The organism is Pseudoalteromonas sp. MMG012, assembly GCF_018100875.1.
GTDB lineage: Bacteria > Pseudomonadota > Gammaproteobacteria > Enterobacterales > Alteromonadaceae > Pseudoalteromonas > Pseudoalteromonas aurantia.
Genome location: NZ_JAGJEF010000018.1, coordinates 38,872 through 57,377, shown reverse-complemented (window position 1 = coordinate 57,377; position 18,506 = coordinate 38,872). Strand labels below are relative to the sequence as shown.

Annotated in this window: 15 protein-coding genes; 8 read left to right on the top strand and 7 right to left on the bottom strand. The window is 41.0% G+C overall.

Features of this window, described 5'->3' with window-relative positions:
• Positions 1-3 precede the first annotated feature (3 nt).
• Together J8L97_RS08750 and J8L97_RS08745 are read right to left on the bottom strand one after the other, a co-directional pair.
• A complete protein-coding gene (locus J8L97_RS08750; RefSeq protein ID WP_211048837.1) occupies positions 4-225 on the bottom strand; it encodes an EF-hand domain-containing protein in 222 nt (73 codons plus the stop codon).
• Positions 226-278: 53 nt separating this feature from the next.
• Positions 279-494, bottom strand: coding sequence for an EF-hand domain-containing protein (locus J8L97_RS08745; RefSeq protein WP_247682407.1), 216 nt, complete (start codon positions 492-494; stop codon positions 279-281).
• Between the two features lie 267 nt (positions 495-761).
• Between J8L97_RS08745 and J8L97_RS08740 the strand changes: the two genes are divergently transcribed.
• The 7 genes from J8L97_RS08740 to J8L97_RS08710 all read left to right on the top strand — a co-directional run bounded on the left by J8L97_RS08740 (position 762) and on the right by J8L97_RS08710 (position 9,607).
• Positions 762-2,195 carry a HAMP domain-containing sensor histidine kinase gene (locus J8L97_RS08740; protein WP_211048836.1) on the top strand — a complete coding sequence of 478 codons (1,434 nt, stop codon included), beginning with the start codon at positions 762-764 and terminating at the stop codon, positions 2,193-2,195.
• 122 nt (positions 2,196-2,317) lie between these two features.
• On the top strand, positions 2,318-2,704 hold the full coding sequence (locus tag J8L97_RS08735) for a hypothetical protein (protein WP_211048835.1): 387 nt from the start codon (positions 2,318-2,320) through the stop codon (positions 2,702-2,704).
• Positions 2,705-2,708: 4 nt separating this feature from the next.
• Positions 2,709-4,019, top strand: coding sequence for a sigma-54 dependent transcriptional regulator (locus tag J8L97_RS08730; RefSeq protein ID WP_211048834.1), 1,311 nt, complete (start codon positions 2,709-2,711; stop codon positions 4,017-4,019).
• Between the two features lie 156 nt (positions 4,020-4,175).
• A complete protein-coding gene (locus tag J8L97_RS08725) occupies positions 4,176-5,873 on the top strand; it encodes a methyl-accepting chemotaxis protein (protein WP_247688591.1) in 1,698 nt (565 codons plus the stop codon).
• A gap of 730 nt (positions 5,874-6,603) precedes the next feature.
• A complete protein-coding gene (locus tag J8L97_RS08720) occupies positions 6,604-7,071 on the top strand; it encodes a hypothetical protein (RefSeq protein WP_211048833.1) in 468 nt (155 codons plus the stop codon).
• Between the two features lie 96 nt (positions 7,072-7,167).
• Positions 7,168-8,922 carry a DUF4153 domain-containing protein gene (locus tag J8L97_RS08715; RefSeq protein ID WP_211048832.1) on the top strand — a complete coding sequence of 585 codons (1,755 nt, stop codon included), beginning with the start codon at positions 7,168-7,170 and terminating at the stop codon, positions 8,920-8,922.
• A gap of 199 nt (positions 8,923-9,121) precedes the next feature.
• A complete protein-coding gene (locus J8L97_RS08710) occupies positions 9,122-9,607 on the top strand; it encodes a hypothetical protein (RefSeq protein ID WP_211048829.1) in 486 nt (161 codons plus the stop codon).
• On the opposite strand, the gene J8L97_RS08705 is transcribed toward J8L97_RS08710, so the two are convergent.
• The 3 genes from J8L97_RS08705 to J8L97_RS08695 are packed head-to-tail and all read right to left on the bottom strand — an operon-like array spanning position 9,604 to position 13,253.
• A complete protein-coding gene (locus J8L97_RS08705) occupies positions 9,604-10,803 on the bottom strand; it encodes an anhydro-N-acetylmuramic acid kinase (protein WP_211048827.1) in 1,200 nt (399 codons plus the stop codon). The genes J8L97_RS08710 and J8L97_RS08705 overlap by 4 nt on opposite strands.
• A gap of 7 nt (positions 10,804-10,810) precedes the next feature.
• Positions 10,811-11,281: a hypothetical protein gene (locus J8L97_RS08700; RefSeq protein ID WP_211048825.1), complete on the bottom strand. Its 471-nt coding sequence runs from the start codon at positions 11,279-11,281 to the stop codon at positions 10,811-10,813.
• A 22-nt stretch (positions 11,282-11,303) separates the two neighbouring features.
• Positions 11,304-13,253 carry an ATP-dependent DNA helicase RecQ gene (locus J8L97_RS08695; RefSeq protein WP_247688594.1) on the bottom strand — a complete coding sequence of 650 codons (1,950 nt, stop codon included), beginning with the start codon at positions 13,251-13,253 and terminating at the stop codon, positions 11,304-11,306.
• Between the two features lie 158 nt (positions 13,254-13,411).
• Here J8L97_RS08695 and J8L97_RS08690 point away from each other — a divergent pair, with 158 nt between their 5' ends.
• Positions 13,412-14,929 carry a DUF2235 domain-containing protein gene (locus tag J8L97_RS08690; protein WP_211048823.1) on the top strand — a complete coding sequence of 506 codons (1,518 nt, stop codon included), beginning with the start codon at positions 13,412-13,414 and terminating at the stop codon, positions 14,927-14,929.
• A gap of 44 nt (positions 14,930-14,973) precedes the next feature.
• Here J8L97_RS08690 and J8L97_RS08685 read toward each other — a convergent pair whose 3' ends face one another.
• Positions 14,974-15,657, bottom strand: a complete 684-nt coding sequence (locus J8L97_RS08685; protein ID WP_312037139.1) for a transporter substrate-binding domain-containing protein — start codon at positions 15,655-15,657, stop codon at positions 14,974-14,976.
• A gap of 251 nt (positions 15,658-15,908) precedes the next feature.
• Positions 15,909-18,371: a glycosyl hydrolase family 18 protein gene (locus J8L97_RS08680; RefSeq protein ID WP_211048821.1), complete on the bottom strand. Its 2,463-nt coding sequence runs from the start codon at positions 18,369-18,371 to the stop codon at positions 15,909-15,911.
• Positions 18,372-18,506 lie beyond the last annotated feature (135 nt).

Sequence of the window (18,506 nt, the reverse complement as noted above, 5' to 3'; positions counted from 1 at the left end):
CACCTATAATTTAAAATTTGAAAATTCACTGCTACTGAGTAGTTTATTTTTATCTAAATCGAGCGACGAAAACTGCGCACTTAATTGCATGTTTACCGAGGCTTCTTCTTGGCTTATTTGAGCATCGTCGTTTGAATCTAAATCAGCAAATGTCAGCCCAGATGCAAAGCTTAATGCACTGACGAACATCAATGTTGTTGCCGTAAAGGCGTGGACTAATTTCATGTTGTATCCTCTTTTATATTTGAGCATGTTGTTCTGTCGACTTAACCACCACGTTATTTTTTAACAAAGTGGCTGTATTCACTTTTTGATAATCGACCATTATTGTCGGTATCCAAATCTTTAAATTGCGCCATGACACTTGGATTCGCCTTTGACTCGCTCAAGCTAATAGCGCCGTCATTATTCGTATCTAATTGCGTGAATTCAGAGTTAGCAATGACACCTGTTGATATAGATACCGTCAGTATCAGTAGTGCTGTTTTCATCATCGTATTGCTCCAAAGTTAAGTATCTAACTGCACATTACAAACACAGTTCATTGAATTCACAGTCATTATTTCAACTTTGGTGCCATATGTTAAAAATCTATTTAAGTCAGTGAGTTATGAATTGGCACTGTGCTTAGTTCAGGAAGGATTAAGTGTGACTGTTGCTAAATAGCAACATACAAATGCGAAAAATTCGTGTTGTTTATAAAAATCAATAGGTTATGTAGTTGCTATTTGGCGACTGCGTGTCTCGGAACAGTATTTCATATGACGATTGATAGGTTAAAAAAGCAGGTTGCTCCGCCATTTATAAAGCTCAAAAAATCGCAGGAAAATTTTTTTTCTCGCTCTTTGGGGTTTCAGGCTAAATTGGCACTGGCTGTGGCACTCATTCCCATTATTGCACTGACAATTTGGTATGCAAACCATGTGTCTTCTGAACAACAAAGAATGCATCAGGCTTACGTTAATAATCATCAACTTATATTAGAGTTTTCCTCGTTAAAGGAAGACATTTCTGCATTAGAAAAAGCGCAAAAGAATAATCATTTACTCAATAGCCCTGCACTACAAAATAGTATCGAAAATAAGTGGAAAATGACCCATAAACGCATTATTTTACTTAAAAATGCGATTGTAGAAACAGTACTTGTTGCCAATTGGCAACAAGTACTTTCGCTGGTGCCCATTTATGATTCTCACCTTGTTAGTTATAAAGACTTACATTACCAACTCAGCACGACCGAAAAGCTCTTTCACCAAGCACTGGCAATACGTCTAGCCGCCAAGCGCGCCAATATTTCATATGCGAATCATTGGTTTGTAGCTTTATTGCTCATTTTACTCCCTGTATTTATTATGATCAGCCTCGCGCTCATTCATCGCGTTACTCAACAACTGTACAAAGTTGAGCACACACTCTCTCGCTTGGGTGATGGCAAGTATTCGGGTGAAATTGAGTTACATGGCAGCAATGAGTTAAGTAAACTTGGCCAGAAGCTCAGCTGGCTCAATGATGAACTACAACGTAGTCATGCCCAAAAAGACTCTTTCCTACGTCATGTCAGTCACGAGTTGAAAACCCCATTATCGTCGTTAAGCGAAGGGAATAGCCTGTTAAAAAGTGATGACATAGGGATTCTCAACCCGCAACAACAAAGAATCGTAACAATAATGGATACGTCGTTAACGCGGCTGAATATACTGATTGATGACTTACTTAATTACAGTGCGGCGAGTCACCCTTTACATCAACAAAAGAGAAAGGCCTTGAACTCGCTGGCGTTAGACTTACAAACCCAGTTTGGCACGCACTCACTGTCTCACACTAAACATATCGACTGGCAAATAAGTGATTCAACAGAGGGGCTTCCGTATATGCCTTGTAAACTCATTTTAATCCAGCTTATCAACAATGCGCTTCAATATGCCAAGCATAAAGTGCAAGTTAGCCTCTCGGTACAAAACCACATCGCGACATTCTCTATTGTGGATGATGGTATTGGCATTGAATCTTCAGAGCTTGCGCAACTCATGCAGCCATTTTTCAGAGGCCAACACAGTCATAGCCACTCTGGCAGTGGCCTTGGACTTGCCATTGTTGAAGAATCCGTCAAGCAACTCAAGGGCAACATTCAATTTAATAACGTAGAAAGTGGCACCCATATCTGCGTACAATTTCCAGTGGAAGGCAGTCTATAATGCGTATTATCATACTCTTCATCCTCACTTTTTTGTTAAGTGCCTGCCAATCAAGCCCTGTGCTAGCACCCACACAGCCCCTCGAGGTGTCTTCCCCTACTTATGCGCCGTTGGCAACACTGATGAGCACACAAAAAAATGCATGTTCTCACAACAATGAACTTCCCGCTCATTTTGAGCAATACCAACAAATTAATACGTTTTTCACTGATTGGTGTAACACACGCTCGACGACAACACAGCTGCGCCTGTTGAAACAGTTTACGCGTTCATATAACTGGCCAGATGAATACCGAGTTTATTTCGATTCACTTAAGTTCAATACACAACGGTTACGAAAGCAAAGGTTAGCAAATATTAAATTACGCAAAGCACTGGAGAAAGAAAAGCAGCAGTTATCTGTTACGCAAAATGCGCTCGCTGAATTAAAACGTCAACTTGCGCTCATTGAGCTTAGGCACCTCAATGCAACACAAACCGATAATAACGCGAATTCAATAGAGGAATAACAGCTTGAGTTTAGCCACCATCTTACTTGTTGACGACGACCACGCCCTTGCGGAGCTATTAGCTATGCGCTTGCTCGCTAATGGCTATCACACCCTATGTGCTCACCGAGGTACACAGGCGTTAAAAATTCTGCGCCAAGAAGTCATTGATATTGTGATCACCGATTTAAAAATGGCCCATATGGATGGATTTGAGTTATTTGAAAACATTAAAAAGCACCATATTGGCCTTCCGGTGATTATGGTGACCGCACATGGCTCAATTCCTGACGCGGTAGATGCCATACAGCAAGGTTTTTTGAGCTTTTTAAGCAAACCAATTGATAGCCAAGCTTTGTTGTCAACCATAGAAAATGCATTAGAGCACACCCAAACGCGCAGTGTCATCACTGATCAGCACCGTTATTTTGGCATTACCTATCAAAGTTCAGCAATGCAACAAGTGGTCAAGCATATTCAGGCACTCGCGCCAAGTAATGTAAATATTCTCATCCAAGGTGAAAGTGGTACAGGTAAAGAAGTTACAGCTAAAGCCATTCATCAAGCAAGTGAGCACGCCAATGGACCATTTGTCGCCATTAACTGTGCTGCGGTACCCGCTCACCTGTTAGAATCCGAGTTATTCGGCCACAAAAAAGGCGCGTTTACAGGTGCCATTAGCGATAAAACGGGGTTACTACAAAGCGCCGATGGCGGAACCATCTTATTAGATGAAATTGGTGATATGCCGTTAGACCTACAAGTAAAGGTTTTACGTGTATTACAAGAACGTACTGTTAGGCCTCTGGGGTCGCATATTGAACATAAAATCAACGTCCGTTTTTTATCTGCCAGTCACAAAGATTTACAGCAAGCTGTGGCTAACAAAGAGTTTCGTGAAGATCTCTATTACCGACTGAATGTGGTCTCCATTACGTTACCTGCATTACGCCAGCGGCCCGAAGACATTATCCTACTTGCTGAACAGTTTGTAGAGACACTCAGTGCACACGAAAAGCATCTAAGCCCACAAGCTATGACACATTTAATAAACTACCATTGGCCTGGTAATATTCGTCAACTTCACAATGTCTGTGAACACGCAGTGGTGCTCAGTAGCAATAAACTCATCACCGAGGATATCATGACAAACGCGCTACCTTTGCAATCAGAGCATCACTTTCAAGGGCTAAACAACGCAAAAAAACAATTTGAACAGGAGTATATACAAAAAGTGTTGTCCCTGTGTGCGGGGAATGTTGCTGAAGCTGCAAAGCTAGCGCAAAGAAACCGCTCAGACTTTTATAAACTAATGAAAAAGCACGAGATAAATTAAATTAATGTATAGATTAGCCTACGCCTTGGCAGCAATTATTTATTGTGTATTTTTGTACAAAACCAGCAAAATCTGCGATTGTATCTATAATTTAAAGGGTTACACATAATTACATAACAAATATAACCAATATTCAAACAATCTCGGGAGTATCAGATGAGAATGCGTCAAAAGCGCATAGTGAGTTTTCTATTAACGGTGATAGTGCCCATTTTAGCCATTTCATTGGTGAGTATTTCTCAAACAAAGCAGGAATCTTTGGAACAATTTTTAGACTTCTCCAGTAACGAAATTCGTCAAGTCGAAAATACGTTTGTGTTGTTCTTCGACCAAATGAAAAATAACGCGCGTTTTCTAGCTCAAAGTAAGCTGGTCAGTAATATTCCTGATGATATAAGCAGCTATACGGGGCCTGAAAGAATGATGGCTCCACTTGAAAATGGTGCGCAAGAAGCTGAAATATTTGAACTATTCACAGCATTTGGGGTAACCCACGAAGAGCTGTTATTTGTTTACTTAGGATCTGAACAAGGCGGCTTTATTCAGTACCCCGCTGAGCCTCTGGGCAACTACGACCCCAGAAAACGCCCCTGGTATCAAAATGCTAAAAAATCCCCTCGAGATGTTATTATTACTGAGCCTTATCAAGGTGTGACAGGCCAAGCCATGGTGTCTGTTGCCACTGGCATATACAAAAATGGCAGCTTCGCTGGCGTACAATCTTTAGACGTTACCTTATCAACACTTACTGACATAGTCAGCAACATTCGCTTAGGTGAAACGGGCTATTTAATTTTAATGGATGGCAATGGTGTGATTCTTGCGGATCCTAAAAATCCAGATAACAACTTTAAAAATATGAAAGAGTTGAATTCGCCGCTGTACCAAGCACTTGGAGCAGCACGTAACCAGCCGTTTCTATCTATTGAAACAGAGCAAAAAACAGTCACCGCAAAACGTTATCATTCAGATAAACTCAATTGGCGATTTGTTGCAATCATTGATGAGGAGGAGATACTTTCTTCGGCCTATAGCATGTCAATGCTCATCAGCATGATTGCACTGGTTATGCTGGTTATTTTTGGTATTATCGCCGTTATACTGGCAAACAAAATTGTTTACCCCATCGAGCGAGTATCTGAAGGCTTAAGAGACATTGCTCAAGGGGAAGGTAATTTATCAAAACGACTGCAAGTCATTGGTAACGATGAGATCAGTGAACTGGCCACGTGGTTTAATCAATTTTTAAATTCAATCAACAGCTTAGTGAAAGATATTCAGCAAAATGCGCATACCTTAAATAGTGCAGCCCATCATTTCGAAACCCAAATTACAGATATTCGCACGCAATGCCATAGTCAATCCGACACTGCAAACCAAGCAGCCACAAATACTGAATCCGTCAACAATATGGCACATATCGTCAGCCAAAATTGCCAAGACTCTTTGACTGAAATTGCGCAAACTGATGAGTGCGCACATAATGGTAATACGTTAATTGGTAACACCGTAACACAAGTTGCGCAGCTGAATGACTCATTAAGTGGTTCAGCGGCGGCCATGAGTCAACTCGAAAGTGAAAGTAACAATATCACGAATATTCTGGGTGTTATTCGGGCAATTGCTGAGCAAACCAATTTACTTGCCCTTAATGCAGCCATTGAAGCTGCTCGAGCAGGAGAACAAGGCAGAGGATTCGCCGTGGTTGCCGATGAAGTAAGAACCCTCGCGCAGCGTTCTCACGATGCGACCCAAGAGATAGAGCAGGTGCTAACCAAGCTCATTGATCAAACTCGCTCTGTATCAGAAAAAATGACACAAAGCGTGTCAGCATCGAATGATGCGATCACCTAATCTGAACAAGCACATCAAGCATTCGACGACATCGCCAGCAGTGTAACCAAGGTAAAAGAGCTCATTAGCACCATTGCCCATGAAGCAAGTCAACAGGGTATATCGGCCAATGAAACCCATAGCCAGATTCAAAAAGTGACCGAATCGGTGCAGCAAGTGAGTCACTCCACCGACAGCCTGTCAGACGGTGCGACAAAACTGGTGAGTTTAGCTGATGGACTAGACAAACTCGTAGGTAGATTCAACATAGATTAACCTGAGTTATGCGTTTCTTAGTAAGAAACGCATTTACATTGATTCAAGCTACCCGACAGCTATACTACTGATATTAATTGTTCTCAGTGCTAAGGCGCTTAATGTTTCGGTATATAATACAAACCTGTTTGCCAATAAAGCGGGCCATGTTCCTCTTTAAACTTCTTATACCGCTTTTTGCATTAGGCTTAGTGCCGTTGAGTTACGCGTGCGAGCAAAAAATACGCATCAGTGCAGCAAAAGATTGGCCCCCCTATTCTTATATAAATAACGGTGGCTTTTCAGGCTTAGATATCGACATTATTGAAATGATCCTATCAGATATCAATTTGTGTTGGGAATATGTCTCCTTCCCTTCTTCAAGTCGTGCGTTTCAAGAATTTAAAAAAACAACATTGACCTTATATTTGCAGCCAGTTATACCTCGCCGCGCAGGGGGTTTTCCGAATTTAGCGTCGCTTATCGAACAGAGTTCATGCAGCTGTTCTCACACCAAGACTTTATCCTCGCAGACACAATGGAGACAGATAAAACCAAAGTTATTCCTGAATTTTTAGAAAAATCAATAACGGCAATCAATAGAGGCAGTGTGTACGGTGCACCTTTTAGCAAATTTAGAGCGCAATGTCCTGACTGCGTTGTTGAAATGAACGCTTCAATCGCACGGTTTCGATTATTAAAATACAAGCGCATTAATTTTGTCATTGAAGATTTGCTCACGGGTGCTTACCTGATTAAAAATAGCAAAGAAATTGAAGGTCACGTGAAAGCGACAAGATTCAATGTGCGCAATGATCCGGTCCATTACATGCTCAGGCCTGGCATGTTTAGTGAATCCAAATTACAAGCATTTAATTTAGCCATTATAAAAAATAAACAAAATATAAAAAAGCTCACCGATAAATACTATCAAGCTTTAGATGTGGCAAAACCGGCTATTTAAGAAAACTTTCTCAGCAAAGCGAATGCAATACGAAATACCTAATCTTCACAATACATAGTATAGTAGGCTTTAAGCCCTAAAAAACAAGGATTGTTCATGCTCTCAAAGCATACTGAAATAACCCCATTTCAATCAAAATTGTTACTTTTAATTGCCTTGTTGCAAGGGCTTACATTACTCTTATTACACCAAGCAATTGACTTTAATTGGCCAATCGCACGCTCCCCTGCTGTCATGTTTGCCTGCTACACCTTCTCGATTTCTATGCCGACTCTTCTTATATATGGTGTTAATAACAGCACGCCCTCCAAACACTTTTGGTACGCGACTTTCTTTTCTCTCATGTGTAGTGGCTTAGGTGCATATGTAGGTAGTCAAGTCTCTGATATATCGGGTTCATCCCTCGGATCTCATAGTTTTAATTATGCTGTGATCATGACTCTCATCAGTTTCAAAGTACTGTTGTTTATAAAGTCCATTGTAAAGCATTCACAAGGCTGGCGTATTAACTATACAGCCGTAATAGACCACGCATCAAAACTGGCCATTACCTTGATTTTTGCAGGGTTGTTTACACTTATGGTTTGGTTGATTTTTGTTCTTTGGGCCGAATTATTTGCCGTTATTAATATTACGGTTTTTGAAACCATATTCTACGAGCCATGGTTTATCTATCTTATGATATCAATCAGTCACGCATTGGCTGTCATTAAAGTAAAAAACAACGTCACCGTGGTGAAAACAGTCAATAGGCTCATTCAAGCACTGTCATTATCATTGTTGCCTCTTTTAATTGCGCTAAGTAGCTTATTTTTAATGACACTAATGATTCAAGGTTTACAACCGCTTTGGGATAATGGTGGTAGTGCGTTAATTTTTATTTTACTCACACTCATTCTTCTAACGCTCAATACAGCGTTACAAAACGATAAAGACAAACTCAGTGCGCCCAACTCACTATATATTGCACTCACGCTCTGTGTTTTGATTTTACCTATCTATGTTGGGATAAGTGGATATGGGCTGTACAACCGAGTCACCCAGTATGGGTTATCTGTTGACCGACTATGGGGAATATTTATATGCCTATTTTTGATGGCTTATTATGCCTGTTATAGTACCGTGATAGTCAAATATAAAACACTTTGGTACCAACATCTTGGTAATATAAATACACGGATTGGGGTGTTATTGGTGATAGCATTGCTTGCAAGTCAATCTCCACTACTCGACTTTAAAAAAATCTCAGCATCGAGCCAAATGGCTTATATTAACTCTGGACGTATAGCCGTTGAAGATATTGATCTTAATTACTTTGCATTTTCGTTAGGTATGCCTGGTAAAGAGGCACTAATATCGCTAAAAAATACCTACGCTCAAAACGATACAGTACTGCAAAAAAGAATTGATCGAGTACTTTCGGGTGAAACTGAATACGCACGGCAACAAAGCCACAAAAATGTAAATATTATTGATAAACTAGACAGCAGTATTGGCTTACCCATGGTAAAACTCCCAAAACAGCTTTTAGTGGCTTTACAAAGCCACGTCCAAAATGCACATCGAAGTTTATTTGATAGTACCAAGCTTAATTTTATTGCTGTTGATTTATATGGAGACTCTCAAAAAGAATACCTATTAATCGCACACTTTGATCATCACTTTGAACTCATACTATTTTATAAACCACAACTTAACTGGGAAACCGTCAATATGCATTTTGCTATGGGCCAAAATCCATTTACTGAAGCACAGCTAATTGATGCGCTTCTCAAGCAAAAGTTTACCTCCCAGCCCCCCACTTTTAAAGAGATTGCAGTGGGTGAGCAAATACTTCGCGTAACGCAATAGACTGGCATAATAAGAAAAATTATGCTTAGAAATTAAATTTATAACATTACCAATGCAGGTTTAATCTGGTTAGTGCCTAAACACACCTACATATACTGAGTTAATAGTCACAAATCGCTTTATTGCATTTAAAGTCATAAAACTGTCATGGTATTGATCAATAATACCGCCATCAAATAATCAGAGCACGTTAACTATCATGAACCACCAGCCTGTACGGCTTAGTTTTGCAGCACGCACCTTAGACGAACATACCACTAATGTATGCGCAGAAGCGATGCAGTACGACACTCTTTTGCTTAATTATCAACCAGCTGGGGTAATGATTAATTGCATTTTACCTTATGATGCAAAAATTGGAGATAGTATTTCACTGTCTGCCACATCAGTAACAGGCAGAGGCGCTAGTTTTGCAGCTGATAGCCACCTGACCAAACAACACCTAGATAATGGTCACGTTGAGTTATGCCTTAAAGGGCGTGGTAATGATGGTGAATATGTGATCCAATTAAACTTGCTTGGGATCTATAACACCGTAAAAAACTCAGCCGAGTTTAGTGCACAAATACAAAATCAATTCAAAGTAAAACAACGTGCTTCAAAACCATTTTTAAGCACGCCATGGAGCAAAACAGCAAAAAGATATGCCGCCAGTGTGCTCACATCATTCCTCTCGATATTTTAATCTGGAAAACTGACTTTTCCCATCGTAACCATTGGTTTTCCTTGCGCAGCAGCTTGTACTTGGTCGCTTTCTCCTGAGAGTGCTTCATTGGCTAAGATGGCAAATAAAACCGCCTCTTTTGCATCTGGGTCTATTCCCAATTCAGTGCTACTCACCAATACAAAATTCTCGTTGAGTGCTTCTTTTATTTGTTTCACGAGCAAAGGGTTATGATACCCACCACCACTTGCATAAATCGTTACCGGTTCATCTTCAACCAAATTATTGATGTATTTTGCTATTACACGGGCACTAAAGGCATTTAAAGTCGCCATTACATCCATGTGTGATAAAGAGCAAGTACCACTACGTGTTTGAGCTTTTGCCAGCATTGCCAAATTAAACACTTCAGGCCCTGTGGTTTTTGGCCCCAGACGGTTAATAAAAGGTTCACTCATTAACTGCGCTAACAACCCGGGATGAATACGGCCTTGAAGTGCAAATTGTGCATTTTTATCATATTCCTGAGCACAATAGCGATGCATATATGCATCCATAATCGTATTGCCCGCACCAATATCAGAACAAACAACCTCATTAAATTTCGCGCCTTTCGGTAACCAGGTTAGGTTTGCTATACCACCCATATTTAACAATATGCGGTGCTCGCTATCACTACTGAAATAGTAATAGTCTCCATAATGTGCCAAAGGCGCCCCTTCTCCACCCGCCGCGATATGCTTTTGCCTGAAATCAGACAATGTTGTGATCCCGGTGGTTACTGCGATATGATCAGCATCTGCAATTTGTAAGGTACCATCGCCAAACTCACTATATTGATGTTGGTGGGCTGGACAATGATAAATCGTTTGACCATGGCTTGCGATAACGTCTATGTCTTTCGAATCAACTTGCCACTGCGTAAGCGCTTGAATGACTAACTGACCATGATAACGCCCTAACCAACCATTCAATAACGTTAAATACGCCAGATCTACATGAGGTTTAGCAAAAACCGTTCTTATTTTATCTTTCACTTCTTTTGGATAATCACAGGTCGTAAATTGTAAGACCTTTATTTTTGTTGCACGACCATGGCCTGATATTTTGCATAAAGCAATATCGAGTCCATCCAGTGAGGTGCCACTCATTAGGCCAATTATATACTTGCTTTGACGGGCTGCACTGTCTGCCAGTTTTGTTATATGTACATGCATTGGTATTTTACGACTCACTCTCTGAGGTATATAAACTCACTATTGGGTAATCAAATTTACCAAATTCCAACTTCACTGTTGTTTGCTCATTGCCGGAGAGCTTCACTTTTAAACCCTCCGATTGAGCATAGACACGCGTACCGTCAGCGATAATGGCCACAACCTGTTTGATATCAAAAATACGCTGACCTGATGCTTGGTTTTTTATCACAACTAACGCTGCGCGTTCTCCTGAATCTGTACTCATTGGGATCGCACGCACAATACTAAAATCACTTTGCTTAGGGTACACGCGTTCATTGTTTTCAAAAGCGCTTGCAGGCATTAATGTTTGAATAGTATCAAAGTTATATATGTCGCTTTGTGCAAACACTTGCGTGCTGCTAAGTAGTAAAATACCGAAAAAAGTATACATCTGTAATTTCATCACAACCATTAGCCCTTTATTTATCATCACCAGCATAATATTACTCAACACAATCTGAATAACACCTGATAAGCTAGTCTCTAACTAGCCCTAGTTGTTTAATTTTATCTGTTACCACTGCGTATCTATGACCTTCACAACAGGCAAACCCCGGCAACTGCTTGAGTTTATATTTGCTAAATAATGGCGTGGTTACGCCAGTTAAAAACCGTAGGACCGTATCTGCACTGGCACTTTCAGATGCATTATGTAGGTGCTTTTGTAAACCAAATACATTTGTTCGCAACTGTTCATCACTTGGCAAAACACGTTGTTGGCTTGCTACTAGCTGCGCCACTTTCCCCTTACATACGCTACAGTGTCCGCACATTTCTGGAGCGTCTGTATCATCAAAGTAATGTGCCAAATTAGCACTTAAACAACGGTCTAGTTCAAAAAAGCGGATCATCGCAGCAATACGCTTCAACTCACTTTGCTCTTTTGATTTAAAATACGTATAGAGTTGCTCAGCCAAATTGGCTTGCTCTAACCGTTCAATATTGACATCATACACCTGCATGACACGTTTACTTTCTAGTTCGACTAAGCCTTGTTCACTGAGATAATCAAGTGCTGAAACAACCCGCTCTCTATCAACTCCCTGAGATACTAACGAGGCTATATCAACCGTTCCCCACACTTTCTTAAATTGCGTTGCCGAAAACACCTGTTGTAAAAACTGCTGTCGCAGTTGATCAAACTTAGCCAGAATTTTTTGTTCTGTATATAACAATTTAACTCTAAAATCAGCGTAATACGCGTACTGTGAGGTGAGGACACCACGGATCTCTAATTGCACTAACAGCGTCTTCAAAGCCAACACCCGTATATTACTTGCCTTTGATAATGCCAGCTCTTGCATATCCCAGCGACCACTTTGATGCTCAGATTGAATGGTTTTTATAACCGTTTCAACACCTGAAAGTTCGGGAGTGTCGCCATACACAAAGTTTTCGACCGTTGCAATGCCATCCAAGTTTGCCAAAACAGCACACTGCGATGGTTGCCCATCTCGGCCCGCTCGGCCTATTTCTTGACTGTAATTTTCAATGGATTTCGGTAAATCAAAATGGATCACGAATCGAATATCCGATTTATCCACTCCCATACCAAATGCAATGGTTGCAACAACGACTTGAAGTTGATTTTGCATAAACGATTGCTGTACCTGCTGCCGTACATCGTCACCTAAACCTGCATGGTACGCTGCAGCTTTTATACCTGAAGCCTGCAATTGTTTAGCGACCTGCTCAGCTTGCTGTTGCAACGTAACATATACGATCCCCGCTCCAGTTTGAGCATTTACCGAATGTACCAGATGAGTGAGCTTTTCATCATTTGATAACGCAAGTACATTAATATCTAAGTTCGCGCGGTAAAAGCCGGTTTGAACAATATGCTGCGCTTCAATATGAAACTTTTCAGCCATATCCTTTTTTACTTTCTTTGTCGCCGTTGCAGTGAGTAACAGCACCAATGGAATGTTTAATGCTTTTCTATATTCAGGTAATTTTAAATAGTCAGGCCGAAAGTTGTGGCCCCACTCAGAAATACAATGCGCTTCATCAACAACCATCATCGAAACAGGAATTTGCTTAATAAACTCACGGAACCGCTCGTTTTTAAAGCGTTCAACAGACACCATTAATATCTTGATGTCGCCACTGCGAATTCCCTGCATAACGGCCTGACTCTGTGCTTTTGATTGCGTTGAATCTAAACTCGCAGCTGCAATGCCTTTTTTTTGCAAGAAATCTATTTGATCCTGCATTAACGCTAACAAAGGAGAAACAACCAAAGTCAAGTTAGGCAAATGCAAAGCTGTCAATTGATAACACAAGGATTTACCTGATCCTGTGGGAAATATCGCTAAAGACGACTGCCCAGCTAATAATTGTGTGATTGTTTGTGCTTGCCCCGTGCGAAAGGTGGCAAATCCAAAATGTTGCGATAAGCTTTGAAGCAGTTGCTGCTCATGCACCATAGAGATTGTCTCAGTATATTCAATAAAGTGACCTAAAAATATCATATTTTTATACTCTAATGTGCAGTATCTGATCATGTTGTAGAAGTTTTTATTACGTTCTCGGCTCATAGTCAGCTGGGTTTCACTTCACTTGAAAACCAACATAGAGGTTCTTGATGCCTAACCCTACCGCTTACAAAACTCTCATTTTCAACTTTGATGGAACATCCAGTGAACCAAGAGACACGCATCAATACAGTAGTGAGCATTTTAAAGAAGATACCGGGATCAGTAATGTCCTTAAATTGCATCTCATGCTGGGAGGCAAACTCCACTCTCATGCTCAAGCAGCCTTGCCACAACAGCAGTGCTTTTATTATTCAGGCATTGGGAATCAAGGCAGTGAGGTAAAAAAACTGCTCAATCAAATACTGGCACCTAATGACAACGAAGTCGGATCTATTCTTTCAACCGCAATGAATGACTTTAACCATCACTACCAAGATGGCGACAAAGTGCTATTGATTGGCTTTAGTCGTGGTGCGGCACTGGCTAGACGATTTGCAAAGTGCTTAGAGCGCTATATAAGTAGTGGCGTTTATTTATGTGTATTTGATACTATCGCGTCAATCGGTTTTTCCAAAATAACAAAGGCGACCTGCGGTGCTGAGCATGTTATTTTTGAAGATCACAGTGTCGCTAGTAATGTGGAACAAGCACTGCATTGTGTGAGCTTAGATGATAAGCGGCGCTCATTTGAGCCCACATTATTTAATTACGCGCCTCACGTCACAGAAATTTGGTTTGCGGGCTGCCATTCAGATGTTGGTGGTGGGTATTACCGCAGTGGCTTATCTGACATTACCCTACGTTATGCACTAAACTGGCTTATTACACTTAACATCCCTCTGACACTTTTGAATCAAGAACACATTAACTTTCAAGCACTCTTACCACACGATGGTACGCTACTCATTGATAAAGATGACCTTACACTAAGCCCTGATCCACTGGCTATAAGTCATCAACATGACTATTTTTGGATGCACAGTAGTTTTAAATCTGTTACTCGTTTATGTACTGTGCTCGAACAAAACCAAGTAAGTGAACGATTACCAACCATTCATCACAGCGTTGCAACACGGATCAATAAAATCAGTAGCTATCGACCTGAATCACTTAAATCGCTTCCTCACAATATTGAAAACAGCCACGCAGAGCATCTTATGTGTTCAGGGTTAAGCCCCCATATCACACTTGAAAATCAACATATCACCATATTAAAAGCAGGAGAAAGTATCACTATAAGGGCGTACGCCTCTGAATACTATAACCTAACCGGTATCATGCTTGAAAAAGGCGCCACATATAAATTCAATATAGAGAAAAACAGTATTTGGTATGATAAAGGGCAAGAAGTTGGCATTAAAGGTTGGCAACGCACAGGCCAAACAATTGGCGTAAAACAGCAACCTGTCGAATTGTTTACGCCGTTTAAGCGTGCAATGAACACGCCTTGGTTTGCGCTTATTGGCTGTATTAGCTGTCTTGATGATTATGCGTTTGTAATTACCGATGCGTGTGAAATGAGGATAAACCGTTCAGGTGAATTTACGCCATTTGCCAATGATATTGCACAAGACTACGGTCAAAACTTTGGTTATATCAGTATTTGCATTACACGGCTAGGGTAAATACCCCCGTCGAAAAACTGTCAGCGCCCTTAATATAGTGGGCGCTAAGGCGACTTGATCCATTTGGTATACTTATCTTCAATTGCCTGCAAGCTTACTTTTAACTCACTAATCGCGTTATTTACCTTCTTGACCTTTTCACTATCAAAATTTTTTCGGTTGAGCATAAAGTGAATGGCGTTATCATTAACAACATAGCTATGTAATTGAATATCTTTATAGCCTAATAACCGTTTAAAATACAAACCACTGATTTCATCTTCAATTAAGAAGTCCACTCTCCCTCGCTTAACTAATTCCATCCGTTGCGTCACGCTTGCAACCTCAAACAATCTTTGTTTATACCATTTTATGGTCAAGATTTGTGCTAACTCCTCACCATAATACGCACCAGGGTTTGCGGTAAAGGTGTATTCCGCAGAGAAAAGCTCGGTCAGACTATTAATGGGTTGATTTATGTGGCGGGTAAATAGGCGCATCCTTTCTCTACGATACCCTTTACTAAAGTGGGCTATTTTGGCTCTACTTTTGTTATAACTGGCAGAGGGTAACACGTCGATTTCACCTTTTTGTAACTCGACAATTCCTCGTGCAGAGGAAGGTAGTTTAACAAACTCTACACAAAACCCTGCGCGAAGAAACACTTGTTCTGTAATTTCAACATCTAAACCTGTGTACCTAACATCATCATACATTACATAAGGGGGCCACGAGGTACCAACTCCCACTTTAAAAGTATCAGTGCAAGCGCTTGTAACAAAGCTCAACCAACTAAAAATAAAAAGAAAAAAAGAAGAGAATTTCAGAATAATACGCCAAAGATAATAAAGTAGGTCACTACATTATGGAACATGATACCATAAAAACAAAGGCGCCAAAGGCGCCTTTAATCATTCAATATATAACATTTTTTTAGGGCTTGGCCCATCCTTGAGTCAACCAACTAAACACCATCGATATCAAGCCCATAACAACTTACTTATAACGCTTTCCATACTTGTGCTTTACCCGGTTCTTCACCAAGTGTCCACCACTTAGCTTGGTAATTTACACCACCATAAACAACCTTGTCTCCACCAACATACACTTTATCCGCTTGCCAAGTGTCACCACCGCCCACTTTATTTGTGACGGTCACACTAAACGTTTGCGATGCGTCAGCTTGACCATCAGACACAGTCAGCGTTACTTGATAACTTGTATCAACAGCAACTTCACCAGCAGTCAAAGACACGTTCGCACCGGTTCCTGATAAAGTTAAACCTGCAGGTACTGTCCAGTTGTACGTTAATGCATCATTGTCCGCATCAGAAGCCGACGCAGTAACAGAGACACTCGCCAACTCTTCTGCGGTCACATCTGCTATAGGAGAAAGTACCGGCGCAGTATTTGAGCCAGCCGCTTTCGCTGTTACCACGACACTACGAGTCACTTGACCTTTGCCATCAGATACAGTCACTGACAATGCGTATTGTGTATCCACTGTTACCGCTGGTACTGCAACCGTTACAGATGCTGAATTACCATTAGTTAACATCAGTGCTGCATCACCTGACCAACTATATGTCAGAGCATCACGGTCTGCATCCGTTGCACTAGCGGTCACAACAGCACTCGTACCTGATGCGATTGTCACTTGAGAATCAACCGTCACGACAGGCAATCTATTTGCTGGTACTCCTCCTGCTAAGCCATCGTGCATTGCATTAAGGATATCACCATTATCGGCGTCTATTTCCCAAGAGAATAAGCCTCCAAGGTTATGTGTATTCACATAAGCCCCTTTCGCTTTCACTGAACGTGGTGTATCAAAGGTCAATAATTTACCATTACTGCGATTCCATGCATATGCACCTTCGGCTTGATCGTCATAACCTACCTCAAAACCATTAATACCGGTGCCGTTTGGTCCAATTAAGTTAGCGGCAACACTCTTATAATCCATAATACCCGCCTCCCACACACCTTCAGAGGTTGAACCTTTGTACTTACCATTACCTGGTGCAGTCATTGGGTTACCAGGGATTGTTGCATTTTGTTCTTGCACACCTTCCCAACCACGACCATACATTGCTGCGCCAACAACGATTTTTTTCGAGTCCACACCTTGTTGTAACAATAACTGTACCGCGTGATCCATTGTATATGCTGGGCCTTTATGTGGCTCACCGTTATCGTCTAGACCTGTACCATTACACTCGTCAGTACTTAAATGTGAACCACAATACAGTGCCGTTTGATGACCTGTTACATTGTTCCAACCACCAAAAAAGTCATACGTCATGGCAAAAATATAATCCATGTACTGTGATGCAGCTTGATAATCTACGTCTTCAATCTTATCGTAACCAGAACCAATTGCTGATGTTAATTCGTATGTACGTCCCGTTTCAGCTTCTAAACCGTCAAGCATTACTCGTAGCTCTTGCATTAACGCAACATATGCAGGTCCATCTTTGACTGGGTCGCCTAAGTTAGCATTTGGACCACCACCACCTGGAAATTCCCAATCGATATCAACACCATCATAGAACTTCCATGTTTTCAGGAATTTCTTCATTGATGCAACAAAGGTATCTCGGTTGGCTTTTTCAGTAAAACCGTGGAATGGGTCTGATAACGTCCAACCACCTACCGATGGTAAAATTTTCAAATCTGGATAACGTTGTTTTAGCGCCATTAATTGCGAATAAGTACCACGAATTGGATCTTTTGAGTCTACTCCTGGTAGTGCTTTTTGTACTGCTGCCCAAGGATCGTGTATAACAACTTCATAGTCGGCTGTACCACCACATGCTTTTTCAAGTGCACGCCAGCTGTTACCATTTTCAATTTCTTTAAGCGACTCATTTGCACCACAAATTGGAATAAAGCCATACAATAAATGCGATAAATTTTGTGCTGGAATTTGTGTAACGTCGAAATTACGACCATAAATGCCCCACTCAACAAAGTAAGTACCCGTTACCATACCTGGCTTAGTACCATAATCTTTATTGTTAGGATCAACATTCATTGGCAGTGGCGCTAAGTGACCGCCATCAGTATCCGCGATTACAATGGGTTTACCTGCGCTTCGTGCACACGTAGTACCCTCACATAGTTCAAGATAAACTGTGTGACGCCCAGATTTTGTGTATGGAAAAGAGACCGTACCCGCTTTTGTTCCCGCAGTGAGTGCACCTTCATTGACTAACATATCATCAAAATAAACTTTGTAGCCATCACCACCGCTACCACTCCACGCATTCCATTTGAGACTAATCGTCACAACGTCTTTGGCGGTAACGATATCCTTATATGATCCATTCCCATCAAGATTAACTTCAACGAATGAATACTGCTGTGGTTTCCAATCTAGGCTTGGTGTAGATGGCGCTGCCATTACTGCACCTGAAGCCAACGCTAAGCCTACAAGAGCCGTTAGTTGCTTTAGTTTCATTACTTTCTCAACCTTCTTTACATGTTGTATCCAACCAATATGGTGGATGATTATTGTTGTACTGCTTATTGTTGTACTGCTTATTGTTGTACTGCTTATTGTTGTACTGCTAAATTTGTACTGTGAACTATGCGT